Genomic DNA, 24,232 nt, shown 5'->3' with positions numbered 1-24,232 from the left:
CCGTCCGCCGAAGACCCGCGCTACTGGAACTTCATGTTGGTGAGAATGATGTCGGGCATCGTTCCCTGGACGCAGTCCATATTCCGCAGGCCGATGGAAAGGGCGCGGGTGTCGTCAATCTGCGCGATATACTCAATCCATTCGTAGCCGATGTACTTATAGGTGCGGCCGTGGAAGGTGATGCCGCCGATCACGCGGTCTTCTATATCCTGATAGTTTTCGAACTTCTCCTTGTAGAAGTCGAAGTCCTCCAGCTTTTTCCTGACCTCAAACCGGATGCTGCCTGCGCCGAACGCGGTGGGATCGTCGTTTTCCACCAGACAGCACTTCCCCTCGTCATACGACCACCCGCTATCCGGAACGGTCGTCTTGATTGTTATGTTGATCTCATCGTGGGCAAACATGGCAACCTTCGCGGAGAAGTCCTTCATCGCAGCGTTCGCAGAGGCGGCCTTGTTCTCTTCGGCGGCCTCTGCCTTCACGATGTCGAGATACTTCGCGATGGCTTCCTTGCCGGAGAAGCCGCTGGTGTTGAAACCGCTTACCTCATAAACGCCCGTCTCCTCTTCCTTGAAATTGACGTAGATGAAATGCGAGTCATTGTCCGCAGAGATCCACTTATAGTAGCGGTAGTTTGCCTTCATGTGGTCGCTGTACTCTTCCTTGACAAACTCACCTTCCACGCCGAAGTAAGCGACAACCTCCTCGTAGGTGGTGTCGAAAATATTTTTATTGACATCGTTCATCCAGACATAGCCCTTTTGCACCTGTTCTTCTGTCACGATGCCGTCCCCTCCGGCTGTGTTTCCACCCAAATTCGATTCCGGAGCGTCTGAATCAAGGCTGTCCGGCATTGGCTTGCCCGCCTCAATCAGAGGCAGATACCAGGTATCATAAAGATCAGGCAAATCCTCCTCGTCCACATCGACCCAATAGGTTCCCCATGGGCGCAGATAGATATCATAGTGGAATTCATCCCCGCTGTTTTCATAATCACCGTCAATGTGGATCATGTCTCCGTAGTCCGCCAGCCCCGGATCAACAATCCAGTCCGCGTGCTCAAGCGCAATATCCGTGAAGGAGCCGCCCTCGGACATCATAGTGCCATATATACTGGTCCCATTGCCACTGAGGCTGACCGATGCGGAAACCATAGGCTCCGATTTTGTGTAGTCCCCATCCCAGAGGATGACGGTGCCCATGCCGTCTGCACCGATGTCAACGGCGCCACAGATATCCCACCAAGCGCCCTCCATACCCTTATCCTCGTAGTAGCCCGAACAGCCCGTCATAATCCACCAGCCGTACCAGTCGCCATTCCACCAGTCGAGCAGCGCGTCTCCGGTCCCGGCAGACTGTGCCGTACCGCTCCCAGCTGATTCCCGGCTGAGTGTGGACGGATCGATGGTGATTTTACCGTTTTTGTCGCCGAACGCCTCCTCAAATGTCACTTCGACCTTGCTGGTCGTATTCGCCAGCACAAAGGCTGTGCGGATCTCAAGGGTCACACCCGGCGCGACATCCGTAAATTGATCTTCGATCACCGTAGCATCATAGGAGTCCGGATTGGAATAGACGATGGCAACCGCCAGCTCCACACCGTTCTGCATGGCTGTTTCGGAGATCGACCAGAGATAAGAATGACTGTCCTCGCCGTTGTTCGTAAAATCCAGCGTCAGAACGACCGCGTCGTTTCCATCCGAATCCTCCATGATGCACGCGCCCTTATAGAGCAGCTCATAATCGCCGAGCTTGAGCAAATTGGAGTCTGCCAATGCCTTATCTGTCGATTCCTTATTTTTACCACAGGCGGTGAGACTGAGCAGCATCAGCGCCGCAAGCAGCAGGCACAAAAGTTTGGTCTTTGTTTTTTTCATAGTTCCCTCCAAAATTTACGGAACACAAAGCTGCTATTTTTTTGCGAAAGTTCCGCTGATACCGTAACCGGAATTTTCGTTCATGGTAAGGCTGCTGCCATCCACAGAGAACGTGTAGGTAGACGGATCGCTCCAGCTTTCCAGCGTTACCGTAAGCTGGTCTTCGTCAATGGTATAGGTGCCCTTTTGTTTCATGTAGGAATTCTCCATGGTGCATTTGCCTTTCCCATCGAACGTCCATGTGATAACGCCGTCATCACCCAGGTCGGCCGACCATGTGCCGGAGAGGGCGTCCTTGCTGCCTCCACAGGCGGCCAAACACAGAACCATCGTGAGCGCTAAAAGAAGCGCCAAAGTCTTGCTTAATTTTTTCATTATCATGCTCCTTTGTGTTGTGTATTTGTTCTATCCATTGACAGCGCCGCCGCAAAATTCACAGCAGCCGCTGGCATCTGGTGTGGTGGTGGCTCCACAGAACGGACAGGTCAGCGCCGTCTTAGGAGCTGCGGCTGCGACCGCTTCATTCCTTACCTGCTCCCGAACCTGGAGCAATGCATCCCGGATCTCGCGTCCCATCTCCTCATACTGCCGGTACTCCATACTGGAACGGACCTCATCCGCATTGGATGTCCGGGAACCGCCCATGAAGGGCCGTGCGCCAGGGCGGGAGCCTCCAGGCATACCGGGGCGGATTGGCCCCGCGCCTCCGGTGCGGAGACCGCCGCCCTTGACGCTGGGCTGTGCATCCGGCCCGTCCAAAAGGGTTTCCTCATCATTGTCAACAGAAGAACCGTTCAGCTTGAAGCGAATTTCATTAAAGTATGGGTTGTTGACATTGATTACAATGTAGAAATCATAAGAAAAGGCGTAGCGTCTGGGGGAAAAGCTCTGCCGTTTCCCCTCCGCATCCTTATACTGGATCTCTGTCTTGCTCTCGTCAATGTCCAGCTTGCAGCCAGTCACATCGGAGAAGGACAGTACATCCGGATTGGCCTCCTGCCAGTTCCGGGCGGATGTGACCATGAATCTCCCGTCATCCTCGTCCAGCAGGACTTTCATGCCCTCGCCCAATGTGCGGGTCACCCGGAACGCTGCCACTTTCTCCTGGTTGGTTTCCCGGTAAGCCAGCTGCTCTTTGATCTCCTCCACGGTGCTCTGCCTCCGGTCACTGAACCAGGGGGAGAGCTTTGCCGCGCAGTTCTTACAGCAGTTCCCATCCTCCAGCTTCCGATTGCCCAACAGCCCGATCTCGCCGCCGCAGATGGCGCATTCCTTTTTCTCAAACAGTTTTCCGAACAGTGCCATAATAATCTACCTCCTCGGTGTACGCCACCTCTTTCCTTTATGGTGTTTACTCCAGGGGGCCATTCTTCGTCTGGATGGCGCCATAGATATACAGGCCGGGCACAAGCAAATTCAGGATCAGGCTGGTAAAGCTGAACTCTCCCCCTGCGACAAGACCGATGATCATAGAGATGATGCTCAAAACGGCAATGATGATGCCCCACTTGATGCAGGCTGCCGCTTTCTGCGGCGCATTGCAGGCACCGATGCCCTTAATGCCCGCGATAAACTGAATGACAGATGCCAGCGTTACAATAATGGAACTGGCATAGAGCAGGCCGGTACCTTCGCCAGTCTCCATAAGCGCCGCCAAGGCGCTGATGCCGAGAATGGCGATGATGCCCGCGATGACACCGATGACGCCGCCGATAATCATGAGAATGGAAGTGACCTTCAAAAATTTTTGACCTTTCATGTGTATAATCCTCCTGTTTTATGTTTTGTTAATCGTTTTAGGTGTTATGTCTGTTCGTCCAGCAATCGTAGGGTCAGACTATAGCTTTTCGGCCTCGTTTCATCCCTGGATGTCTCCGTCATCAAAGGGATCTCCGCACTCCGGGCAGAACTTGGGCGGATGGGCGGGGTCGTCCGGCTCCCAGCCGCACTTGTCGCACTTGTACTGCGGTACGCCGGCAGGCTTAGGCTTGCCACACTCGGCACAGAACTTTCCTTTGTTCACCGCTCCGCAGGAACAGGTCCAGCCGTTTGTATCCGCAGGCTTGGGCTTCCCGCACTCCGGGCAGAATTTTCCGGTGGCTGTGGCCCCGCAGGAGCAGGTCCAGCTATCCCCTGCGGGTTTAGGGACGGGCTTGGGTGCGCCGCATCCCGCACAGAACTTGCCGGTATTTCCGGTCTGCCCGCAGGAACACGCCCATCCCTCCATGGCAGGAGCCGCCGGAACGGGTTGCTGTACCGATTGCTGCTGACCCATCTGGAAGAGGCTTTGGGCGTTCATGCCGCCGGCCTGACCGGCCATCCCCATGCCCATGAAAGCCATAGCGGGACCGGCATTGGGGTTGGCGGCTGCCGCCTGCATGGCGCCGGCCTGTGCGCCGACAAGATGCGCCGCCGCGCGGGTGGGGTCCATAAAGGCCGTATTGCGCTGCAGCTCCTTGATCATCTTTTCGTCTTCCTCGTTGGCCTTGACGCTGGAAACGCCGAAGGATACGATCTCAAGACCCCGAAGATCCCGCCACTTTGCGGACAGTTCCTGGTTCAAAGCATCTGCCAGCTCTGTGGTGTGGCCTGGAAGGGCAGAGTATCGAATGCCCATATCGCTGATCTTTGCGAAGGCGGGCTGCAGCGCGGTCAGCAACTCGGTTTTCAGCTGGCCGTCAATGGCTCTGCGGTCAAAATCCGCTTCCACATTGCCGCAGACATTGGTATAGAACAGCAGAGGGTTTGCCACCCGATAGGAATACTCCCCAAAACAGCGGATGGCGATATCAATGTCGATCCCCGCCCGCTGGTCCACGACACGGAAGGGGACGGGAGAGGGCGTGCCGTACTTGTTGCCGATCAGTTCCTTGGTGTTGAAGTAGTAGACGCGCTGATCCTTGGGCGCTTCGCCGCCGAAGGTGAACCGCTTGCCGATGTTCTGGAACACCTGCCCGATACTCTCCCCCAGGTCGCCCGAAAAGATGCTGGGTTCCGTGGAGGCGTCGAAGGTGAATTCGCCGGGTTCAGCGCATACCTCCACCACCTTGCCCTGCTCCACGATCATCATGCACTGGCCGTCGGCCACGGCGATCACGGAGCCGCTGGTGATAATGTTGTCGCTGCCTTTGGTGTTGCTGGAGCGCCCAGAGGCCCGTTTCCGCCCCTTGACCGCCAGCACGGTAGCGGGGATTGCCTCACAGTAGAAATACTCCTTCCACTGATCGGCCATCACGCCGCCTGCAGAGCCTAATGCCGCTTTAATAAGTCCCATAGTTACATCCTTCCTTTCGTGATTTATTTCTCTTTACTGACGATTAAAATCCTTCATTTCTTTCTTTGCGCTTTGCTGTGAGCATTGCCCCACAATTAGGACAAAAGATTGCGTTGTCCGAAAGCGCTGTTTCACATACTGGACAGCGATGGTGTAAATTAAGGTAGAACTGATAAAGAGTTTCCTGGGGAAGTCCACTGCCGCATTCTCCACAAGTTTGCTGCTCCGCAGAGACGGTTGCACCGCAATTAGCGCAGACTTTAAGCAGCTTCATAGCTTCTGGCCCAAATCCATATTGCTTCATGCTTTCCAGACGGATCTGCTCAATTTGCTGCCGTGTCATCTTATAACCCTTCTCCTCCATATTGAAGCCGTTTGCCGCAGCGTGGACAAAATATTTCTGCGGAGGTAATCTCTTTGCCGCAGTGGGAGCAGTAACGAGGCGGATCTTCCCACGGCGCACATTCCACACATTCCGCCACATCAGCGTTATACATGGCATTCGATACCCATTTGCCGCACTTGTGACATCGGTTAAAATATTTCCGTGCGTCTTCCCATGCGGTCTCCAATTCCTGCTCCTGTGTCTCTGCTTGGATAGGATCGGTCGTATGTAACAAAGCACCTGTGATGTCACAAAAGAAGCTGTACCGATTTCCTCCCGAGTCGGCGATCACCTTGTAGCGTGCTGTTTTATGGGTAAGCGCCATCAAATCCCTCCTTTCTTTTCTTTGACCCTCGATTAAGTCATGGTTATATGGTATAATAGGAATCAAAGGAGAGCGGCCTCTGTTTGTTGGCAACGTAGTCAGAGGCTTTTCATTGGAGACAAAGCCCATACCCTCCTTCGGCATTGCCTGCACCCATAATTTAAGCGATTTCCACACTTTTGTCCCCACCCCAAACCCCCGAAAGGGTAGGGTTGAAAAGAAAAAATCTGATTTTCTTGCCACCCCGAACCGAAAAATGGGTAGGGGAAACAAAAAATCAGGTTTCTTTCAAGGCTAAGACTGGAAATGCTGTAAATGAGATACCAAGGAAGATACGGTGATGAGAGTTGTATTTCGCGGGGAGGTGTCCACGCATGACTAAGCAGAATCAAAGAACGGGAGTCCTGGTAGCTGTGCTGATCGTCTGTGCTATCTCTGCCCGCGTTTTGGGAAAGTTTGATGTTTTTCCCGTACCGCTGGGTTTGGTCCGCACGATCCTTTATATCAGTCTGTACATTGGCTGGGGTCTCTCTGTCAGCCATCGCATTTTACAAACACAGGTGCGCCGCTATATGGTCGGCGTTTCATGTCTGACCGTCTTCTGGTTTGTTATACGGTCAATAAAATATTTTTTTGTGGTCGCTCCTGATGCGATCCGGCATCTATGGTACTGGTACTATTGTCCTATGCTGTTCATACCTCTGCTTTCCGTGTTTGTTTCCATGTCGCTGGGTAAGCCGGAAAGCTACCATCTGCCGAAATGGACAAGACTGCTCTATCTTCCCACCCTGTTCTTTCTGCTGCTGGTACTGACAAACGATCTCCATCAGCTTGTTTTCTCCTTCCCGACCGGAACGGTTTGGAGCGATACGGATAACGGATACGAGTACGGATATTATTTTGTTATCGGGTGGGAGATCATCTGTGCGCTGGCCGCCTTTGTGATCATGCTCATCAAATGCCGTTTGGCGCAAAGGAGAAAATACTTACCGGCGCTTCTGCTGTCCTGCTCCATTCTATATGCCTTTATCTACGCCAGCGGAGCCAGGTGGATGCAAGTGATAGGCGGAGATATTACAGCGGTGCAGTGCCTGATGTTTACCGCCATACTGGAAAGCTGTATCCAGTGCGGATTGATTCAGACCAATACTGGCTATGATGAGCTGTTTAAGGCCGGGACCTTCGGCGCCCAGATTGCTGATCACGACCATAAGGTCCGCTACGCCTCCGCAAATTCGCCTGTGCTTTCTGAACAGATCATGTGTACGGCAGAGGCGGGCGCTGTTAACCTTGATAAACATACCCTGCTAAAAAGTTACCCTATCGAAGGCGGTCATGTGTATTGGCAGGAAGATATAACAGATATTACCATACTGCTCAAAAAGTTAGAAGAGAACAAGGAAACCATTGCAGAAAGCAACCATCTGGAACAGGAAAATTATCGTATCAAGCTGGAGATCCACACCTTGCGGGAAAAGAATCGGCTCTATGACCTTTTACAGGAAGAAACCGCTCATCAGATCGATTTATTGAATGACCTGTTTTATCTATATGACGAAGAAGAAAATCCGGAAAAGCGCCGCAGTCTGCTTGCGAAGATCACTGTAATCGGCGCTTACATAAAACGCAGAGGCAACCTGATCTTTATCCGTGAAAAAACGGAAACCATCGATACCACAGAACTGGCCCTTTGCATGGAGGAATCCTTTTCAAATTTGAAACTGATGGGGGTCGAATGTGAAGCAGACATTCCGAAGGGCAGCAAAATCTTTACCCAGGACACAATCCTGGTCTACGACTTTTTTGAGAAGGTGATGGAGACCGCTATAGATGATATGAGCTTTGTTTGGTTGAAAGCGCGTATTCTTGCAGATTCGATCATCCTCCGTCTGGAGGTGGAATGCGAAAGCTCCCTTGCAGATTTTCGGGATACCTGTGAAAGCTGCTCCTTTGAGGATGGCGTATGGCGCTTTATCCTCCGCATCGGAAAGGCAGGTGGACAAACGTGACAACATTCTATTTATCCTCCGAAATGGAACAGTCCGTATGGATGATTTGCCTGTTCTTTTCTTTGATATTGGATGTGTTTCTTTTTCTTGCATCCCCTGACCGAGGTGGGAGCAGACGGTGCAGGCTTCTGAACGCCGGGGTATTTATCGCTTTGCTGATCCTGCTGTGCATTGCCGGGGATGCCTTTGACAAAAAGGCCGATGGACTTCCTATCAATCCTTTGCTGCCATTTCCAATGTGGTCGCTGTGGTGCATCGCTGACATGGTGGGTACTTTGCTCCTTGGTCAAACCGCTGTGTTGATCCATCGGAAAGGCCGGACACTTAGCCACAATTCCGTGAAGCAGACAATCGATATGTTGCCCAACGCGATCTGCTATTTCACCCCATCGGGTGAGTTCAAACTGTGCAATCTACAAATGCACCGCTTGTTCCACATACTGGCGCAAAGCGATCTCCAGCACTTCGATGAATTGCGGCAGGCACTTACAGAGTGTGATAAGAAAAGCGGTGTTGTAAGGCTACCGGATGAAGAGCAAACCTATCTGTTCCCCGATGGTAAGGCTTGGCGCTACTCCCAGACGGAGATAACGGTACCAGACGGCACAGTTTACACAGAGGCGATCTTCTCAGATGTGACTGAACTTTACGAAAAGGGACTGAGACTCAAGGAACAGACTGAGCAGCTCAAAAAATTCTCCCGTGACTTAAAGATTCTTTCGGATAATGTACTGACATTGACAAAGGAAACGGAAGTCCTGTCGGCAAAAACCAAACTGCATGACCAGATGGGGGCGGGGATCATTGCTATGCGGCAGATTTTGCAGCAAGAGCAGGTATCCCAGGAGGCCGCAGACAGCCTTCTATTGTTTCAAAAAGCAATCAGGACCATTAAAAATGACAATGAATACCCCCAGGAGCGCGGGGAGCTTGCGGAATTTTTGCGGGATGCCAGTACCATCGGCGTAAAGGTAGAAATGGCTGGCGAATTACCAAAGCAGGAGGAAATATATCGCATATTTGTGATCGCCATGCGGGAATGTCTCACCAACGGCGTCCGCCATGCGGATGCAACGGCCCTTTATGTCACCGCCCGGCAGGACGGAAACAACATTTCCCTGCGTATCACAAATAACGGAAAGCCCCCTGAAAGCGTCATTGTGCCGAGAGGCGGGTTACTCAACCTTCACCGCCATGTTACGAACTTAGGAGGTACGATGGAAATACAGTGGTCACCAGCCTCTACGCTGATAATCGTCATGCCCGTAGAAAAGGAGGCGGCAGAGTGAAACAGGTGTTAATTGTAGAGGATCAGCGGATGCCCCGCAAATATATGGAGAGAATGATCTCCGACAGTGAAAAATATGCCCTGGCAGCCAGTATAAGCGGCGCGGATGTTGCACTTGCCTATTGCAAGCGTCAGATGATCGACCTGATCTTGATGGATGTCTGTACTGCTGGAAACAAGGATGGCATCGAAGCTGCCGCCGAGATCAAAGTGGCGTTCCCAAACATAAAGATCATCGTTGTCACATCAATGGTCGAGGTCGGTTTTTTAGAAAGAGCCAAAGCCGCAAAGGTAGACAGCTTTTGGTACAAAGATTTAAGTCCCGAAGACCTGATCGATGTCATTGATCGCACAATGGCAGGAGAACATCTCTTTCCCCATGAAACGCCACAAGTGAAATTAGGTCTTGTAAGCAGCACCGATCTGACTGCAAAAGAAATCCAGGTACTGCGCCTTGTATGTGATGGTCTGGAATACAGCGAGATCGCCCAGACTCTTTCTATCACAGAGAGGACCGTGAAATATCATGTTTCCAACATCCTGCAAAAAACAGGCTATGCCAACAAGACCCGCCTTGCCATAGCAGTTACAGGCAAAAAATTTATTATTCCGAGCCTCCCGGAGGATCTGGACTTTGACATAACCAAATAACAGAGCACACAGCTTTATTTCCCGGTTTCAATGAAGCCGGGAAATTTTTTTGAGAAAACTTCAAAAAACTGTACTCAGGGACAGTGCGAGAAAATGGCTTCTTCGCTATACTGGTATCATCAAAGGATTCAAAATGATTGATAGGAGGCCGCCTTATGCGAAGAATCGTGATTGATATGCAGAATGTCCTGTTTGCGGACGCAGTAGCCGAAGCCTTACGCAACTTTGATTCCAATCTGGAACCAGTCATGAGCGAGAGCCCGGACAAAACTCTGTCGCTATGTGATGCTGTGCTTGCAAATGTTCTGATTATGGAAGTTACCGTATACACATCCTGGACACTGGAGGAGCGGCTAAAAATCCGAAACGCTCTGAAAAAGGCTCAGCCAGATTGCAAGATCGTGCTGGTGGTGGATGAAAACACAGAGAAAAAGCTGGCGGACAGGGTGCGGCAGGCCAAGAAGGATGGTCTGGTAGACAATTTTATTTACGGTTCCGTTTCTTCCAGCTATCTCTCCGCTGTCATTGACGCACTTTAGGACAGAGGCTGGTGAGGACCATGCAGGGTATAGGAGGACACCAAAATGAAAAAATTATGTATTTTCTTTCTCACCATCATACTGCTGGTGGGCATGACCGGCTGTGGAAATAAGGTTACAAACGATCCCATCACATTGACGATGTGGCACGTCTATGGAAGTCAGACAGAATCGCCGCTCAATGTAATGATCGATGAGTTTAACCAAACGAAGGGGAAAGAAAGCGGTATTGTTATTTCTGTTGTCTCCGTCACAAATTCTACCGCTATTGACGATGCGCTGATTGCCTCTGCCAATAACGAACCGGGGGCGGTTCCCATGCCGGATCTGTTCACGGCCTATCCGAGGGTGGCGGAAGAGATTGGGCTTGACCGGCTCTTGGATTGGAGTGGTTATCTTTCAGAGGAAGAACGCTCTGCTTATGTGGATGAGTTTCTGGCAGAAGGCGTTATAGATGGACGGCTGGTTATGCTGCCCATCGCCAAATCAACAGAACTGTTATTCTTAAACAAGACGATATTTGACCGCTTTGCCGCTGACACAGGAGTATCGGAAGAAGAGCTTCTCCATTTTGAATCTCTCTTTGCTCTGTGCTGCCAATACTACGATTGGTCAGGCGGCGCAGAGATGTTCCAAATTAACGACTTCTATCACTACTTCCTGGTCAATGTCTCCGGGCTGGGCGGACAGTTCATTCGGAATGGAAAGCCGGACCTGTGCAGTGCAGAATTTGAACAAGCCTATCTGCCAATGGCCCGTGCGGCGATCCATGGAGGACTTTGTACTGGTGACGGTTATGCTTCCGACCGCTGGAAAACAGCCGAGGTTATCAGCAATATCGGTTCCACAGCAGGGATGTTGTATCTGAGGGACTATGTAACCTACCAGGACAATACCACCGAAGAAATTGAAACAGCGGTATATCCCTACCCCACCTTTTCTGATGCCTCGCCAGTGGTTATACAAAGGGGAACTGGTTTGTTTTCCATGAAAAGTGAGGACGAGCGAAAAAATAGAGCCGCCGCCATTTTTGGAAAATGGATCACACAGAAAGAACACAATCTGGACTTTGTGATTGCTTCCGGCTATTTGCCGGTTACGGAAAATGCCTTTTCTGCTCTGTTTTCAAATATAGATATGATTGAGAATGAGAAATCCCATATGCTCTATGGTGCGGTGGACCAAATGTATGGCTCCTACTCCTTTTGCCCTTTGCCGCTGTATGACGCTTCCGGCGAAGCGCAATCCAGGTTTGAGGAGACCGCAAAGAGCATATTGTCTGCTGCCCACCGGGACTATATCAGCCGCATAGAGCGCGGGGATGACCCGGAGACAGTGATGTCAGAACTCCTTGACTCTTCGCTTTCGGAAATTCAGGAGGCCGTAGAGCGGTGACACAAAAGGGGGAAAACCATGATACTACGCCTAAAAGAAATCAGATCCGTACTGGAGGCGGCTCAGACGCAGAGCGTTTCCATGCGCCGCCGCCTGATGTTCTATCTTTTTACCATAATGCTCTTTTTTGCGTTCTTGATTGCTATGCTATTGTTCCTTTTCGGTGCAATCGATCCTATTGGATATGAAATTGAGCGGGCTTTAAGCAATCAACTTGAGAACTCTGTAAACTCCATAGAGCATCAAAGCAATGATCAGGCAGCCTATGTGCTTGCCTTTTCCCAACAGATAACAGCGGCAGTCAAAGACGAACTTTCAGATGCTGGGATTACCTTCAACGAACTTCGCAATACTCCTGACGCACTGGAGTCCATGCAAAACAGGCTCTTTGATATCGTCAGCAGCAATATGAAACTTGCACCTTGCAGCGGAGCATTTTGCTTTTTGAAAACAACGGTCAACGATGCACTGCCTGATAAAAGCTATAATGGGCTGTATCTAAAGTTTGCAAATCTTTATGCGGAAAACACAATCCATAATGATGTTTGTCTTTTTCGTGGATTTTCTACTGTCGCACGAGAAAAAAACATCAATCTCCATAGTACATGGCAGTTGGAAACACAAGAGGGGTTATTCCCGGAAATCGACGGAGAGATGTCCGGCAAAAGCGAGAACATCTCCGGCGCCTTCTTTCTTACATCCGTTTATAAACTGCCTGACACATGGGAAAGTGTGCGCTTTCTCTGTATACCTGTTTTAGATTCTGGTGGCAACACGATTGGTGTGTGCGGCTTTGAGATCAGCAGTCTGTATTTTTCGCTTTCCCATAAGACGATGGGAAGCAGCCAAGCACATATCTTTTGCGCTTTGCTGACGGAAGATTCGGATTGTTATGTAGGGCAGATCGCCGGGAATCAATCTGGTTATTTCCCACCAATTGAAAATTCTTTTTCTGTTGAGAACGGATCAAGCCTGACTACCTTCCATAGCGGAGACACTGAATTTGTTGGTAAGACCCAGGAACTAACAATAGGGACTACTGCCCATATGGTTGCTGCCATGCTCCCTGCCACAGAATATCAGGCGCTTGTGCAGACGGTGCGGCTCAAAATTGCCGCATTCTTGTTTATCGCTTCTTTTGCCATTTTGGCCTCCATTCTTTGGGGCAGCAAAAAATATGTTGCACCCATAATAAAAGACTTGGAACAGATTAAAACTAACACAGACCGGACGCAGAGCGAGTCTCATGTTTTGGAGATTGAGGACCTCTTTGCTTTCCTCGCAGAACAGGACCGAGAACACGAGGCAGCTTTATCCGCTTTGAACCAGGAGCGACTGGAAGCTGAGAGCAGACAAGAACGGCTACAAAGCAAACTGGAACAGACCAGCAGTGATCTTGGGTCCGCGCAGGCAGAAATTGCCCGACTTGCCTATTCCAGAAAACAAGAGATCGATCCCGACGATTTTCAATATTTTTTGGAAGGGATTAGTCAACTTACTCCAACAGAAAGAAAGGTCTTTGATCTGTATCTTGAGGGAAAAAACGCAAAAGAGATCATTGCGATCTTAGGAGTTACAGAAAATACATTAAAGTTTCACAACAAGAATATCTACAACAAACTGGGAGTTTCGTCCCGGAAACAACTCCTTCGTTATGCCACTTTGATGAAACAGCAGGAGGAAAATGATCAGCAATAACGCTTGAGAATCAGCAGTTGCGCTACTTGGCGAGCAGTGCATTTGTTCCCACAAATGCTCAAAATGGACTTCCAGCGTGACCGCTGGAAGTCCATTTTTGCTCGTTGGGGCCGTACCCCAAACCCCGTGAACAGCCCCGTAGCCGGGGCTGGCTACGCGTTCGGTTCCCGAACGCTGTTGTCCCTGCTTTGCAGGGACAGGCGGGGCTTGCGCCCCGCGTGGAGCCGGAAACGACCGCCTCGGTGTTTCCGGGAAAAAGAAAAAAGCGGGGCTGGCCTACATTCCTGTAAGCCAGCCCCGCCAAGATCATCTGTGCGGATCGGTGCGCTGTTCCTCCTTGCGCCGCTCCTCCATAGCCGCCTGTTCCTTCTCCTTTTCCAGAAGGACAGCCACCACTTTCTGCGCCACAAGGTACTCCTGCATCTCCGTCCTTGCCTTTCGGTACGCCGGGTACGCCGCCCGTTTCTGTTCCAGAAGCTGGGCATACTCGGCGTTCAATTCCTTGACACGGGGGAGCTTTTTCAAGCCAAGCTGTTCAAAAGCCTCCTTCGCCGCCTTGTGGAGCGTGATGGCCTCCCGATGCCCTTCAAGGAATTTTTTACTGTACCCTGCCTTGCGGTAGGCCACATAGACCTCCCTGGTCTTGGAGTAGTTTATGATGTGTTTTTTCAATGCGGCGATCTCCTGCATCCGCTGTTCCGCCGCCTTGATGGAGTCCCCCAGACCATTGAATTGGGTGACTGCCGCATCCGCCCTCGCCGCCAGTTCGTCAAAGCTGTCGATCTCGTTCTCCTGCAAAAAGCACATGACCTGTGCCATCTGTTTCAGGTTAAAGAGGGTCGCCCACCGCTGGTATCCGGCGCCCTTTCCCTCGTTCAGCTTCGCTTGAATGTCAATGAGAAGGGAGAACTTCTTGTCGTGGACCTGCTGGCTTTTCCCCGCAGACCGCTCTCTGCGTTTTCCGGCAATAGCGTCTTTCAGATCGTCCACCGTATAGCCATCACCCAACGAACTGAACCGGGCAAAACGGTCCTGCCCCCTGCATCGGATAGATGGCCGCTTGCCCGGTTTATACTCGCACCCGGCCTCCTTCAGGAAAGAGATCAGTTCTTCAAAGTCCTTTGGTTTTCTCTGTAATGCCGCATCAATGATGGCCCGCAGGTCATCACGGTTGGAAGGCCGCTTGGGGTACTCGGTGCGCTTTTTCCGTTCCCGGTAGGGGCGCGGCTCTATGACAGAAAGCCCATGCTCCAAACACAGACGGTCACTGACCCGTTGTAGGGCCAGCCCGGACAAAAAGAAATCCCTGAACTTCCGGGTGCAGTCCAGGGCGGTGGAATTGAAGATGATGTGGTTGTGGATGTGCGCCCGGTCGGTGTGGGTGGCAACGATAAAAGCGTGTTTCCCCTTGGTGAAGCGCATCCCCAGCTCATAGCCGATACGGTTGGCCTCCTCCGGCGTGACCTCGCCCGGTTTGAAGGACTGCCGTATCTGATAGGCGATGACATCATGCTCCTGGCGGCGGCCCGTCATGTGTTCGTACTGCCGCTTTGACAGAAGGAACTGCTCATCCGCTGTGCGGGCGTCGCACTCATAACTGGAGATATATTTTCCGCCCTCGGTCTTTTCCTCATTTTTGGAATAGTCCGTCCTGTCCGCCAGCGTCTGGGCGATAGTCTTGCCCTTATTGATGTGGAGCGCGATCAGCCGTGTCGCCGCCATAGCCCACCTCCCTCGTTCAAAAACTTACATTGCCAGTTCCTCCGGGAACCGTGTACTCCTCATCTTTCCGGGGAAGCTGTCCCTCTGCGGGTCGGCTGTCTCCCTGCGGTCGAAAGCGGCGATCTTCTTTTCAAGGCCGGACAGTTCCTTCTCCTTTTCCTTCACGATGGCGGTGCGCTCCTCCAGAGTGCCGGAAATCAGCTCGTCCAGCAGATACTCCACATAGTCCATTTTCTGCAAGGCTTCACAGAACAGGGGATGCCAGTCCTCGTCCTCCGGCTGCGGCGCGTATTGCTCCTTCCAGTCACGGAGCAGATGGAGGTACTCGCACAGCACACGGTAACAGCGGTTCTCCTTTTTGCGGTACTCCTGCGCCGCCGCCAGCTTGGAAATGACGGACGGCCTCCTCTGGGGCTGCCATGTTTGCAGGCCCTCATACCGCACCCCGAAATCCGCCGCCAGCTTCTCGGCGGCCCTCTTGGGGGAGAGGTCGAACAGCTTGCCCACAAAGTCGATCACATCCCCGTCCTCCTGACAGCCGAAGCAGTGGAACCGCTTATCCACCTTCATGCTGGGCGTTCGGTCATCGTGGAACGGACAGCAGGCCATGCCGTTGCGCTTGACCTCGATCCCGTAATGCTCCGCCGCTGTCCTTGTTGGTATGGCGTCCTTGACCGCTTCAAATAAATTCATTGTCATGCCCCCTTTCCTCGGTATGTAAAGGGGCAAAAAAGAAGGAGCGGCAAGCCGTTCCTTCCTGCGCGTTGGTTATGGAATTGTCTTATTCGTAAATCTCTGTATCGCCGCCCTCCCGTGAAAGCAGACCGCCCAGAAAATCCGCCGCTCCGCTCATGCGGTCATGCTCGTTCCCATAGGTCCACTCGGTCACGGTATCGCCGTACATCTGCTCCCTCATCCAGTCAAGCAAGGTTTGAGCCTCGTTCTTCGGAAAATCCATCTTCGCACATCCTTTCAAAGATTTATGAGTGGAGGAAAGCCCCAAGGCTGCCGGCCCACTCGCCGGCCAGTTCCACCAGGAGCATGGCGGAAAACTGGAGTGCCACACAGACCGCCTCCACGCCGAACAGGATCGCCACATTCAGCCAGTCCCGGACGCACACCTGATAGATGCCGCAGGCCAGGATCACCAGCATGAACAGCCCGACAACATAGGCGGAGAGGTTGGATGCCAGCCTGCCTACAACATGGAATGTATAGAGTACCAGCATCAAGGGGAGCGCCAGCAGTTTCAAAGGGAGTTTCAGAAGCCTCATATTTTGTCCCGTCCTTTCCTGTTTCCTGAGTACAGTTTACCGCGCTGGCCCGCTGTCCGGCAAGGATGCCGTCTATGTAAAGGACGCGGAACCGCTCCGCGCCCTTTTGCAAAACTTTTTAAGCCCCCAGCCGCTATCGGATATTGGCAAGGCGGGCAAGGGACTGTCTGGAAAGCTCCCATATCTCGTCCAGCCGGGAGCGCAGGTCCTCGATGTCCGCCGCATAGACGCTCCCAGTCTCGTTCGCCCGTTTTGCGTACTGGTTCAGGTTGGTGCTGCACCGCTGGAGCAGGACAATGAGCTGGCGCACATCTACCAGGTCCAGCCTCACGCAGATACCGTCCAGAGCCATCTTGCGGACATAGGCGCTCATGTTCAGGATGCCGGCCTCCTCCATCTTGGAGCGGATGCGCTCCTTATCTTCGGGGGAGATACGCACCTTCAGTTCTTCCTCTTTCTTCATTCGCGCTCCAGCTCCTTTCCGGGCTTTTTGTCCGGGGGTATCTCCGCCGCCCGTTTTTTCAGGTCCTCCAGAACAGAGGGCCGTTCGCCCTCACCGACCTCCTCACTGACCTCCGCCTCATCCTGGGAGATGCTCTCGTCCATACTGAGGGCGGCGTCCAGCTCCGCAAGTCTCGCACTCTTTTCGGCAAGCTCCGCCTCCTGGGGGAAGGGCTTTGTCAATTCCACCTGTGCGGCGGCCTGCTGGTTCCGCAGGTTCTCCAACTGCTCCTGTCCCCGCTCCAGCCGTCCGGGGATACCGGCGAGGGCGTTGTCCAGCCGGGTCAGGTTGCCCCTTGCGTCCGTACCCAGGCTGACGTGGTGGCTCATTTCACCCTTCATCGTGATCTGGAACTGCTTCTCAAAGGTGTTGTAGGAAAGCTCCATCTGAAAGCCCCGGTAGCTGCCGATGGGGATGCCCTCGGTGCTTTTGATCTCCTTGCACAGGGCAAGGATGGCGTCCCCGGCGTCCGCCTTTTCCGTGTAGTGTTTGCCGCCGACCTCCATCCCCACAAAGCCCTCCTCCGGGAGCGGGTGGGCCTCCACCGTTTTCATATCCGCCTCAAAGCCCCGGTTGCGGCTCTGCTGGGCCTCGATCTCGGCGGGGAAGTATTTCAGGAGCTGGTCCTCCAGCCGGAAGTGCTTGCTCTGGTAGTCGGCCCGGAGGACTTTCAGCTTCGCCACATCCACGTCAAGGTCCATCTTTTCCCGGATCAGCGGATTGCCGGCGCACAGGGCCTTGATCTCCGCATAGGAGAGCGCCTGCTCGTCCACATCGTCACAGCTTCGGACGGGCGATTTGCTCGTCATGATCTGCGAGATGAATTTCTGTTTGTTTTCCAGCGTCTGATAGAGGTAGGCGTCAAAGGTCCCCTCGGTCACATACTGGAAAATCTGCACCTGTTTGTTGCGGTTGCCCTGCCGGATAATGCGCCCGTTGCGCTGGGTCATGTCAGCGGGACGCCAGCCCACATCCAGGTGGTGGACCGCCACAAGACGGTCCTGCACATTGGTCCCGGCGCCCATCTTCTGGGTGGAGCCGAGCAGGACGCGCACCTCCCCGGTCCGCACCTTGCCGAACAGCTCCTTCTTCTTCGCCTCGGTGTCGGCGTCATGGATAAAGGCGATCTCCTCACGGGGGACGCCAGCCGCTACCAGTTTGTCCCGGATGTCCTCATAGACATTGAACGTGCCGTCCCCCTTGGGCGTGGAGAGGTCGCAGAACAATAACTGGGTCAGCTTGTCCGCCTGCCCCTCCTCCCAGATGCGGAGGACATTCTGGACGCAGGCGTTCAGCTTGCTGCTGGGGTCATCGGGCAGGAGCGGGTTCATCAGCCGCTGGTCGAGGCCGATCTTACGTCCGTCCGAGGTGATCTTGAGCATATTGTCAACCGAGGGGTCTATATTCCCACTGTGGACAGCGGCGGCCCGTTCGGACAGGTCCGCCACCATCTCCTTCTGTATCTCCGAGGGCTGCACCACTACGGTCTCAAACTTTGCCTCCGGCACAGGGAGGCGGAGCTGGTCGGCGGTCTTGATGTCGGCCACCTCTTTGAACATATTCATCAGCTCCGGGAGGTTGAAGAACTTGGCAAACCTTGTCCGGGCGCGGTAGCCGGTCCCCTCCGGGGCCAGCTCAATGGCCGTAGTGGTCTCGCCAAAGGTGGAGGCCCACTGGTCGAAATGGGTCAGCCCCTTCTGCCGGAGCGTACCATGCTGCAGATAGCGCATCATGGTATAAAGCTCTGTCATACTGTTCGACACGGGCGTTCCCGTGGCAAAGACCGTACCCTTCCCGCCGGTCAGCTCGTCCATATACTGGCACTTCATGAACATATCCGAGGACTTCTGCGCCTCGGAGGTGGAAAGCCCCGCCACATTCCGCATTTTCGTGTAAAGGAACAAATTCTTAAAAGCGTGTGCCTCGTCCACAAAGAGCCGATCCACGCCAAGCTGCTCAAAGGTTATCACATCGTCCTTGCGTTCGGCGGCTTGCAGCTTCTCCATCCTCGCCTCCAGAGAGCGGCGGGTCTTTTCCAACTGCTTGATGGTGAAGCTCTCGCCCCGCATGGCCTTCATCTCGGAAATGGCGTCGGTGATCTCGTCTATCTGCTCCTGCAAGATGCGCTCCTGCCGCTCGGCGGATATGGGTATCTTCTCGAACTGGCTGTGGCCGATGATAACGCCGTCATAGTCCCCGGTCGCTATCCTCGCACAGAATTTCTTGCGGTTGGCCGTCTCAAAATCCTTTTTAGTAGCCACCAGTATCTTCGCGCTGGGATAGAGCCGCAGGAACTCGCTGGCCCACTGGAGGGTCAGGTGGTTCGGCACAACAAAGAGGGACTTCTGGCACAGCCCCAGCCGCTTCGCCTCCATAGCGGAGGCCGCCATCTCAAAGGTCTTGCCCGCGCCCACTTCGTGCGCCAGCAGGGTGTTCCCGCCGTAAAGCACATGGGCGATGGCCCCCCGCTGGTGTTCCCGCAGGGTGATGTCCGGGTTCATGCCGCCCAGGACGATGTGGCTGCCGTCATACTCACGGGGGCGGGTGCTATTAAACAGCTCGTTGTAGGTCCTGACTAAATCTTCCCGCCGCCTGGGGTCACGCCACACCCAATCCCGGAAAGCGTCCTTGATGGCCTGCTGCTTCTGCTGGGCGAGGGTGGTCTCCTTCTTGTTCAGCACCCGCTTCTGTTTCCCGTCCGCGTCCTCAATGGTGTCGTAGATGCGGACATCCCGGAGGTTCAGGGTGTCCTCCAAAATGCGGTAGGCGCTGGCCCGGTCTGTGCCGTAGGTCATATACGCCATGACATCGTGCCGCCCTGTGGCGTTCTTGCCCGTGACCTGCCACTCCGCGGTGGAGGGTGAATATTTCACCTGTACCGCGTTCCGAAGCCGCCACGGGGTATCAAAGGTCTCCTCCATGAACTGCTGGATATAGTCCTTGTCGATCCAGGTGGCGCCCAGACGCACATCGATCTCAGAAGCATCCAGGTCTTTGGGCTGCGCCTGTTCCAGCGCCGCCACATTGACTGCGTAGGCTGGATCGGTGGCCGCCGCCATCCTCGCCACCATCAGCTTGTCCCGGACATTGCCGGAGAGGTAATCGTCCGCGGTATGCCAGCCCCGGAGGGGGTCGTCCGCCACAGCCTCACGGGGGTCACGGAAGATCACGCCTTGCAGCTCCTCGGCGATGCGCCCGTACTCACCGGGCGTCCCCAGCAGCTCGGACATGAACCGCAGATCGACCCTGCCCCGTTCCCCGATGGAGACCGCCAGCGCCTCGCTGGGCGTGTCCACGCTGGTGATATGGCGTTCCGGGCGGATGGTCCTTTTTGTGAACATATCCGCCTTGCTCTCCAGCCGCCCGTCCTCGTCGATGTTCTCCAGGGAGCAGAGCAGATAGTAGGAGGAGTCCTCGTCAAAGACCCTCGCGTTGGCGCTGGAATTGATGGTCCCGAACTTTGCGTAAAAGGCGTCATAGGCGGCGTTCAGCTCCGCCTGCTTCGCCTGGATGTCCCCGTCCGGGTAGTCCTCAAGCTGGTACTGGATCAGGTCGTTCACGAGCTGCCGCAGGCCGATCATCCCGGCCACGCGCCCCTTTGCCGTGTCGCTCAGCTCCACAGGCTTCATGACGCTGTTCTCCCGGAAATAGACCTCCCCGTCCACCAGGGCATAGGAGAAGTTCTTCACATCCGGGTCGGCAGGGATAGCGCCCCGTTCGGCGGCCTCGTCCGCGATGTCCGCCTCGTCCCGCTCCACCGCCTGATAGCTGCCGTGGATATGGGAGACAGCCTCCCGGAGCTGTTCCGCAAGGTCGGCGCCGGGGGTGGGGGCAACGGTACATTCCTCCCGCCCGTACTGTGTGCTTTCGGTGGTCAGCTCGCCCAGCACCATCTCAGGATGGTATACAAAATAGCTGTTGAGGGTAAGGCCCTCCGGGGTCTGCCCCAGGTGTACCCAGTCCGGCTCGATGTCGATGGGGCGGTCCCGCTTTTGCAGGAACAGGATGTCCGAGACTACCTCCGTCCCGGCATTGGCCTTGAATGCGTTGTTGGGCAGGCGCACCGCCCCCAGCAACTCCGCCCGCTGTGCGATATACTTCCGGGCATCAGGGCTTTTGGCGTCCATCGTGTAGCGGCTGGTGACAAGGGCCACCACGCCGCCCGGACGCACCTGGTCGATGGCCTTGGCAAAGAAATAGTTGTGGATGGAGAAGCCCAGCCTGTTGTAGGGCTTGTCGTTCACTTTATAGTCACCAAAGGGGACATTCCCGACACAGAGGTCGAAGAAGTCCCGCCTGTCGGTGGTCTGGAAACCGGCCACCTTGATGTCCGCCTCCGGGTACAGCTTCTGGGCGATGCGCCCGGTGATGGAGTCCAGTTCCACACCGTAGAGGCGGCTGCCCTGCATGGACTCCGGGAGCAGTCCGAAGAAATTGCCCACGCCCATCGAAGGTTCCAAGATGTTGCCCGTCTGGAAGCCCATCCGCTCCACAGCGTCATAGATGGACTTGATGACGGTGGGGCTGGTGTAGTGGGCGTTGAGGGTGGACGCTCTGGCGGCAGCGTATTCCTCCGGGGAGAGGGCGGCATACAGTTCCCTGAACTCGCCTGCCCAGCTATCTTTTTTCTCGTCAAAGGCATCCGCCAGACCGCCCCAGCCCACATAGCGGGATAGGACCTCCTGCTCCTCTGGCGTGGCGTCCCTGCCGTCGAACTCCAGCTCATGCAGGAGGTTGATGGCGTCCATGTTGGCCCGGAACTTCGCTTTGGGTCCGCCCTCGCCCAGATGGTCGTCCGTAATGCGGAAATTGCGGGCGGCGGGCTGTTGGGTCTGCTCCGGCTGTCCGTGTTCCGGCTCCCCGAAATGCAGCCGTTCAACGACCACATCAAAGGGCAGGCCGTTCTTATCGCCGGGATAGATGGTCTCGGCGGTGGCGGTGACTTCCGGCTTCGGGCCAACCTGGTCTGAAGCTGGCCTTACATCTAACTTGTGCGCGTTTTGCGCCCAAGTTGGGTCTGGGTGGAGAACTGATTGGACCTGTTCCCGCAGTCCGGGGGTATCTTTCAGTTCGGCCCCGTCAATGAACGCATACGCCTCGTCCCATGTCTTGAAGGAGGTAGGATACCCGCCTGTCAGGTCTCCAGCGCGGAAGATAAGGGGGTCCAGGGCGGTATTGGAAAGCGGGTCATAGAAAAATCCTGCCGTCTGCATGGCATCCACGATACGCCGCTGTCCAGGCTCCAATGCGGCAATGGCCGTTTGCGTCTGACGCTGGTAGTCCGCCGCCCATTTTTCAACATCCGCAAAAGAATCTTCTTCCCTCTGTGCGGAAAGGATATGCTCGACCGCATCCCGGTCGGCCTCCGCAAAGCTGAATGTGACATCGCCGTTCTCATGGACGAACCGCGCCGTGGAGATGCCGGCCTCGCCCATCTGCTCCTCCAGGACGGGGGCCTCCTCCGCCGTGATCTTCACCCGGTAATTGGGGGTCGTGACCTCGATCTTCGCACCGGGCAGGAATGCGTTGTTCCTGACATCCGCCCAGAGCATCCGCTCCAGCCTCTCCTTGCTCTCAGCGCGGAGGACGGGATAGGCCAGCGTCGGGTCACGGAGCTGGACATCGAACAGGCCGATCTCCTCCACGATATAAGCCGTGTCCTCCAGATAGACGGTATCGCCCACCTGATAGGTCGGCTCCTGCGGTGCGGCAGTGCTTTTTGCATCGGTCCCAGGTGCGGCAGGGGTAATATCCTTCCCGGCTCCTTCATGGGCCATGCCCTCCGGCGTTTGCCCCGCTTCTGTGCCGGGAATAGGCTCCTCCATGACCCTCTCGGCCTTGGGGCGGTGTGAGCGGAGCGCCGTCTCCGCCTCCTCAAAGGTAGCGAAACCGCCAGCCGTAGCTATAGCAAAACGGCGCTGTTCATCGTAGCCGTAGTGGTTGTAGAACTGCCCGTTGGGGTACTGCTGGATGACGATAGCCTCATCGCCGCTGCGGTAGCTGGCGGCAGTCTGCACTGCTTCTTTCGGCTGGGCGTCCCGGATGTGTCCAGTCCGCAGGCTATGCTCGAACATCTCCCGGTCCATGAACACCTGGTCCCGCCCCGGCTCGTCAGGGTAGACATAGAACACATCCCCATCCGTGATGCTCGTCAGGACGATCTCCTTTGTACCGTCCTCGGAATAGATGGTGAACGGGTCCCCGATGCCATATTTCAGGGGCGGCAGCTTTGCCTCCTCCGTTTTGAGCCAGTCGGCGGCCTCCCGCCTTGCGACATCCTCCTTGACCTGGAGCAGATAGTCCTCGGCCTGCCACTCGCTGGTGAACTCCTCGGAGACGCCCTCCGGGTCAACATATATCTCATCCCGGATGTCATCCCAGACGGCATAGCCGCCCTCGGTCTCGATCAGGAAGAACCGCTCCGGGGCGGCATAGTTGCTGCCGTCCGCCATCCGCGCCGCCTGTGTCAGCATCTCGCTTGTGCGGTCGGGCGGGTCCGGCAGTTCCGGGGCGGCGGTCATGGCCTCATAGGTCTCGTCCAGCAGGGACTGGTGGAGACGACTGCGGTACTCCGGCACATCGAAATACAGCCGCATGAAGCCCGTGTCCTGGATGGTGAGCGCCGCCTGTTCGATGGCCTTGCCGCCCTCCACATAGGCGGTCTCTTTGTCGTTGTTGTCACAAGCGTTCCGATACGCCGTGTCCCGCAGGAGGGCGTCCCGGATGACAGGGTAATACCGCTCATAGATGTCTGCCGGGGTAGGGGGAAAACCGTGTCCGGGAGCAGGGAGAGGGACGGCGCCGAACTCGGCGTAATTCTTCTCAAGGGCGGCATACCGCTGTTTGTCCGGGCCGCTCAGATACTGGCCGTTCTGGATGAGCGCGCCGAGCCGCTTCTCGACCTCGGACCAGCGCAGGCGCACCTCTGCGTTGTGGCTGGCGTCACGGATCACCAGTCCCTGAGGGCGGGTCTGCACACCGCCCCGGCTGCCATCGGAAAATTGCCAGCTCTGCCCACTGTTGGTCCCATACTCGCCTTTCAGATACTCCACACGCTCATCTGGCGTGTTCTCCTGCGAATAAAGGGCAGCGATACGCAGTTTGCCGCCGTCATAGGGGGAACCGTGGCGGAGGATGCGCTCGATCTCCGCGTCAGGAATAGAAAAAGCGGGGGCGGGAGCCTCTGCCGGGGCCTGTTCCTCTTTTTTGGGCATAGCAAAGGCGGAGGGCTTTTCGCTCTCCGCCTGTCGGTCTATCATTGAGATCTGTTCCATCTCGGAGGGGAACAGCCCC

At 54.8% G+C, this 24,232-nt stretch carries 19 protein-coding genes; 6 read left to right on the top strand and 13 right to left on the bottom strand.

Translation table 11 applies throughout. The features are described 5' to 3' along the window. Positions 1 to 20 precede the first annotated feature (20 nt). The 7 genes from FYJ45_RS14730 to FYJ45_RS31795 all read right to left on the bottom strand — a co-directional run bounded on the left by FYJ45_RS14730 (position 21) and on the right by FYJ45_RS31795 (position 6,050). Positions 21 to 1,877 (bottom strand): DUF5067 domain-containing protein, encoded by a 1,857-nt coding sequence (locus tag FYJ45_RS14730; RefSeq protein WP_074661630.1) that lies wholly within the window; start codon positions 1,875 to 1,877, stop codon positions 21 to 23. Positions 1,878 to 1,910: 33 nt separating this feature from the next. Beyond that, on the bottom strand, positions 1,911 to 2,252 hold the full coding sequence (locus FYJ45_RS14725) for a DUF5640 domain-containing protein (RefSeq protein WP_074661627.1): 342 nt from the start codon (positions 2,250 to 2,252) through the stop codon (positions 1,911 to 1,913). A 30-nt stretch (positions 2,253 to 2,282) separates the two neighbouring features. Further along, complete coding sequence (locus tag FYJ45_RS14720; protein WP_074661624.1) at positions 2,283 to 3,182, bottom strand: DUF4428 domain-containing protein; 900 nt, start codon at positions 3,180 to 3,182, stop codon at positions 2,283 to 2,285. 46 nt (positions 3,183 to 3,228) lie between these two features. Continuing rightward, positions 3,229 to 3,636 (bottom strand): hypothetical protein, encoded by a 408-nt coding sequence (locus tag FYJ45_RS14715; protein ID WP_074661621.1) that lies wholly within the window; start codon positions 3,634 to 3,636, stop codon positions 3,229 to 3,231. Positions 3,637 to 3,735: 99 nt separating this feature from the next. Further along, positions 3,736 to 5,151, bottom strand: coding sequence for an SPFH domain-containing protein (locus FYJ45_RS14710; protein WP_154465349.1), 1,416 nt, complete (start codon positions 5,149 to 5,151; stop codon positions 3,736 to 3,738). A gap of 43 nt (positions 5,152 to 5,194) precedes the next feature. Further along, positions 5,195 to 5,494: a zinc ribbon domain-containing protein gene (locus FYJ45_RS14705; RefSeq protein WP_074661616.1), complete on the bottom strand. Its 300-nt coding sequence runs from the start codon at positions 5,492 to 5,494 to the stop codon at positions 5,195 to 5,197. A 1-nt stretch (position 5,495) separates the two neighbouring features. Continuing rightward, a complete protein-coding gene (locus tag FYJ45_RS31795) occupies positions 5,496 to 6,050 on the bottom strand; it encodes a zinc-ribbon domain-containing protein (RefSeq protein ID WP_081352012.1) in 555 nt (184 codons plus the stop codon). Positions 6,051 to 6,235: 185 nt separating this feature from the next. Here FYJ45_RS31795 and FYJ45_RS14695 point away from each other — a divergent pair, with 185 nt between their 5' ends. The 6 genes from FYJ45_RS14695 to FYJ45_RS14670 all read left to right on the top strand — a co-directional run bounded on the left by FYJ45_RS14695 (position 6,236) and on the right by FYJ45_RS14670 (position 13,441). Further along, the gene (locus FYJ45_RS14695; protein WP_139196737.1) at positions 6,236 to 7,870 is read left to right on the top strand and encodes a histidine kinase N-terminal 7TM domain-containing protein; all 1,635 of its coding nucleotides are present in this window, start codon (positions 6,236 to 6,238) and stop codon (positions 7,868 to 7,870) included. Then, positions 7,867 to 9,159, top strand: a complete 1,293-nt coding sequence (locus tag FYJ45_RS14690) for a sensor histidine kinase (RefSeq protein WP_207708424.1) — start codon at positions 7,867 to 7,869, stop codon at positions 9,157 to 9,159. The genes FYJ45_RS14695 and FYJ45_RS14690 overlap by 4 nt, the downstream gene beginning before the upstream one ends. Beyond that, the gene (locus FYJ45_RS31790; protein WP_074661609.1) at positions 9,156 to 9,809 is read left to right on the top strand and encodes a response regulator transcription factor; all 654 of its coding nucleotides are present in this window, start codon (positions 9,156 to 9,158) and stop codon (positions 9,807 to 9,809) included. The genes FYJ45_RS14690 and FYJ45_RS31790 overlap by 4 nt, the downstream gene beginning before the upstream one ends. Before the next feature lie 155 nt (positions 9,810 to 9,964). After that, complete coding sequence (locus FYJ45_RS14680) at positions 9,965 to 10,348, top strand: hypothetical protein (RefSeq protein ID WP_154465347.1); 384 nt, start codon at positions 9,965 to 9,967, stop codon at positions 10,346 to 10,348. Between the two features lie 45 nt (positions 10,349 to 10,393). Next, on the top strand, positions 10,394 to 11,743 hold the full coding sequence (locus FYJ45_RS14675; RefSeq protein WP_074661605.1) for an ABC transporter substrate-binding protein: 1,350 nt from the start codon (positions 10,394 to 10,396) through the stop codon (positions 11,741 to 11,743). An 18-nt stretch (positions 11,744 to 11,761) separates the two neighbouring features. Further along, positions 11,762 to 13,441 (top strand): helix-turn-helix transcriptional regulator, encoded by a 1,680-nt coding sequence (locus FYJ45_RS14670; RefSeq protein ID WP_074661602.1) that lies wholly within the window; start codon positions 11,762 to 11,764, stop codon positions 13,439 to 13,441. Positions 13,442 to 13,747: 306 nt separating this feature from the next. On the opposite strand, the gene FYJ45_RS14665 is transcribed toward FYJ45_RS14670, so the two are convergent. The 6 genes from FYJ45_RS14665 to FYJ45_RS32705 all read right to left on the bottom strand — a co-directional run bounded on the left by FYJ45_RS14665 (position 13,748) and on the right by FYJ45_RS32705 (position 24,228). After that, positions 13,748 to 15,163 carry a relaxase/mobilization nuclease domain-containing protein gene (locus tag FYJ45_RS14665; protein ID WP_074661600.1) on the bottom strand — a complete coding sequence of 472 codons (1,416 nt, stop codon included), beginning with the start codon at positions 15,161 to 15,163 and terminating at the stop codon, positions 13,748 to 13,750. 24 nt (positions 15,164 to 15,187) lie between these two features. Then, positions 15,188 to 15,856, bottom strand: a complete 669-nt coding sequence (locus FYJ45_RS14660) for a CHC2 zinc finger domain-containing protein (RefSeq protein ID WP_074661598.1) — start codon at positions 15,854 to 15,856, stop codon at positions 15,188 to 15,190. A gap of 88 nt (positions 15,857 to 15,944) precedes the next feature. Further along, positions 15,945 to 16,121 (bottom strand): hypothetical protein, encoded by a 177-nt coding sequence (locus FYJ45_RS14655; protein ID WP_154465346.1) that lies wholly within the window; start codon positions 16,119 to 16,121, stop codon positions 15,945 to 15,947. Positions 16,122 to 16,143: 22 nt separating this feature from the next. Further along, positions 16,144 to 16,437, bottom strand: coding sequence for a hypothetical protein (locus FYJ45_RS14650; protein ID WP_074661596.1), 294 nt, complete (start codon positions 16,435 to 16,437; stop codon positions 16,144 to 16,146). A gap of 133 nt (positions 16,438 to 16,570) precedes the next feature. After that, the gene (locus tag FYJ45_RS14645) at positions 16,571 to 16,900 is read right to left on the bottom strand and encodes a plasmid mobilization protein (protein WP_074661594.1); all 330 of its coding nucleotides are present in this window, start codon (positions 16,898 to 16,900) and stop codon (positions 16,571 to 16,573) included. Then, positions 16,897 to 24,228: a DEAD/DEAH box helicase family protein gene (locus FYJ45_RS32705; protein WP_334292736.1), complete on the bottom strand. Its 7,332-nt coding sequence runs from the start codon at positions 24,226 to 24,228 to the stop codon at positions 16,897 to 16,899. The genes FYJ45_RS14645 and FYJ45_RS32705 overlap by 4 nt, the downstream gene beginning before the upstream one ends. Positions 24,229 to 24,232: the final 4 nt, after the last annotated feature.

The organism is Eisenbergiella porci, from assembly GCF_009696275.1.
GTDB classification, from domain to species: Bacteria; Bacillota; Clostridia; order Lachnospirales; family Lachnospiraceae; genus Eisenbergiella; species Eisenbergiella porci.
This window is presented reverse-complemented; position numbering and strand designations above follow the sequence as displayed.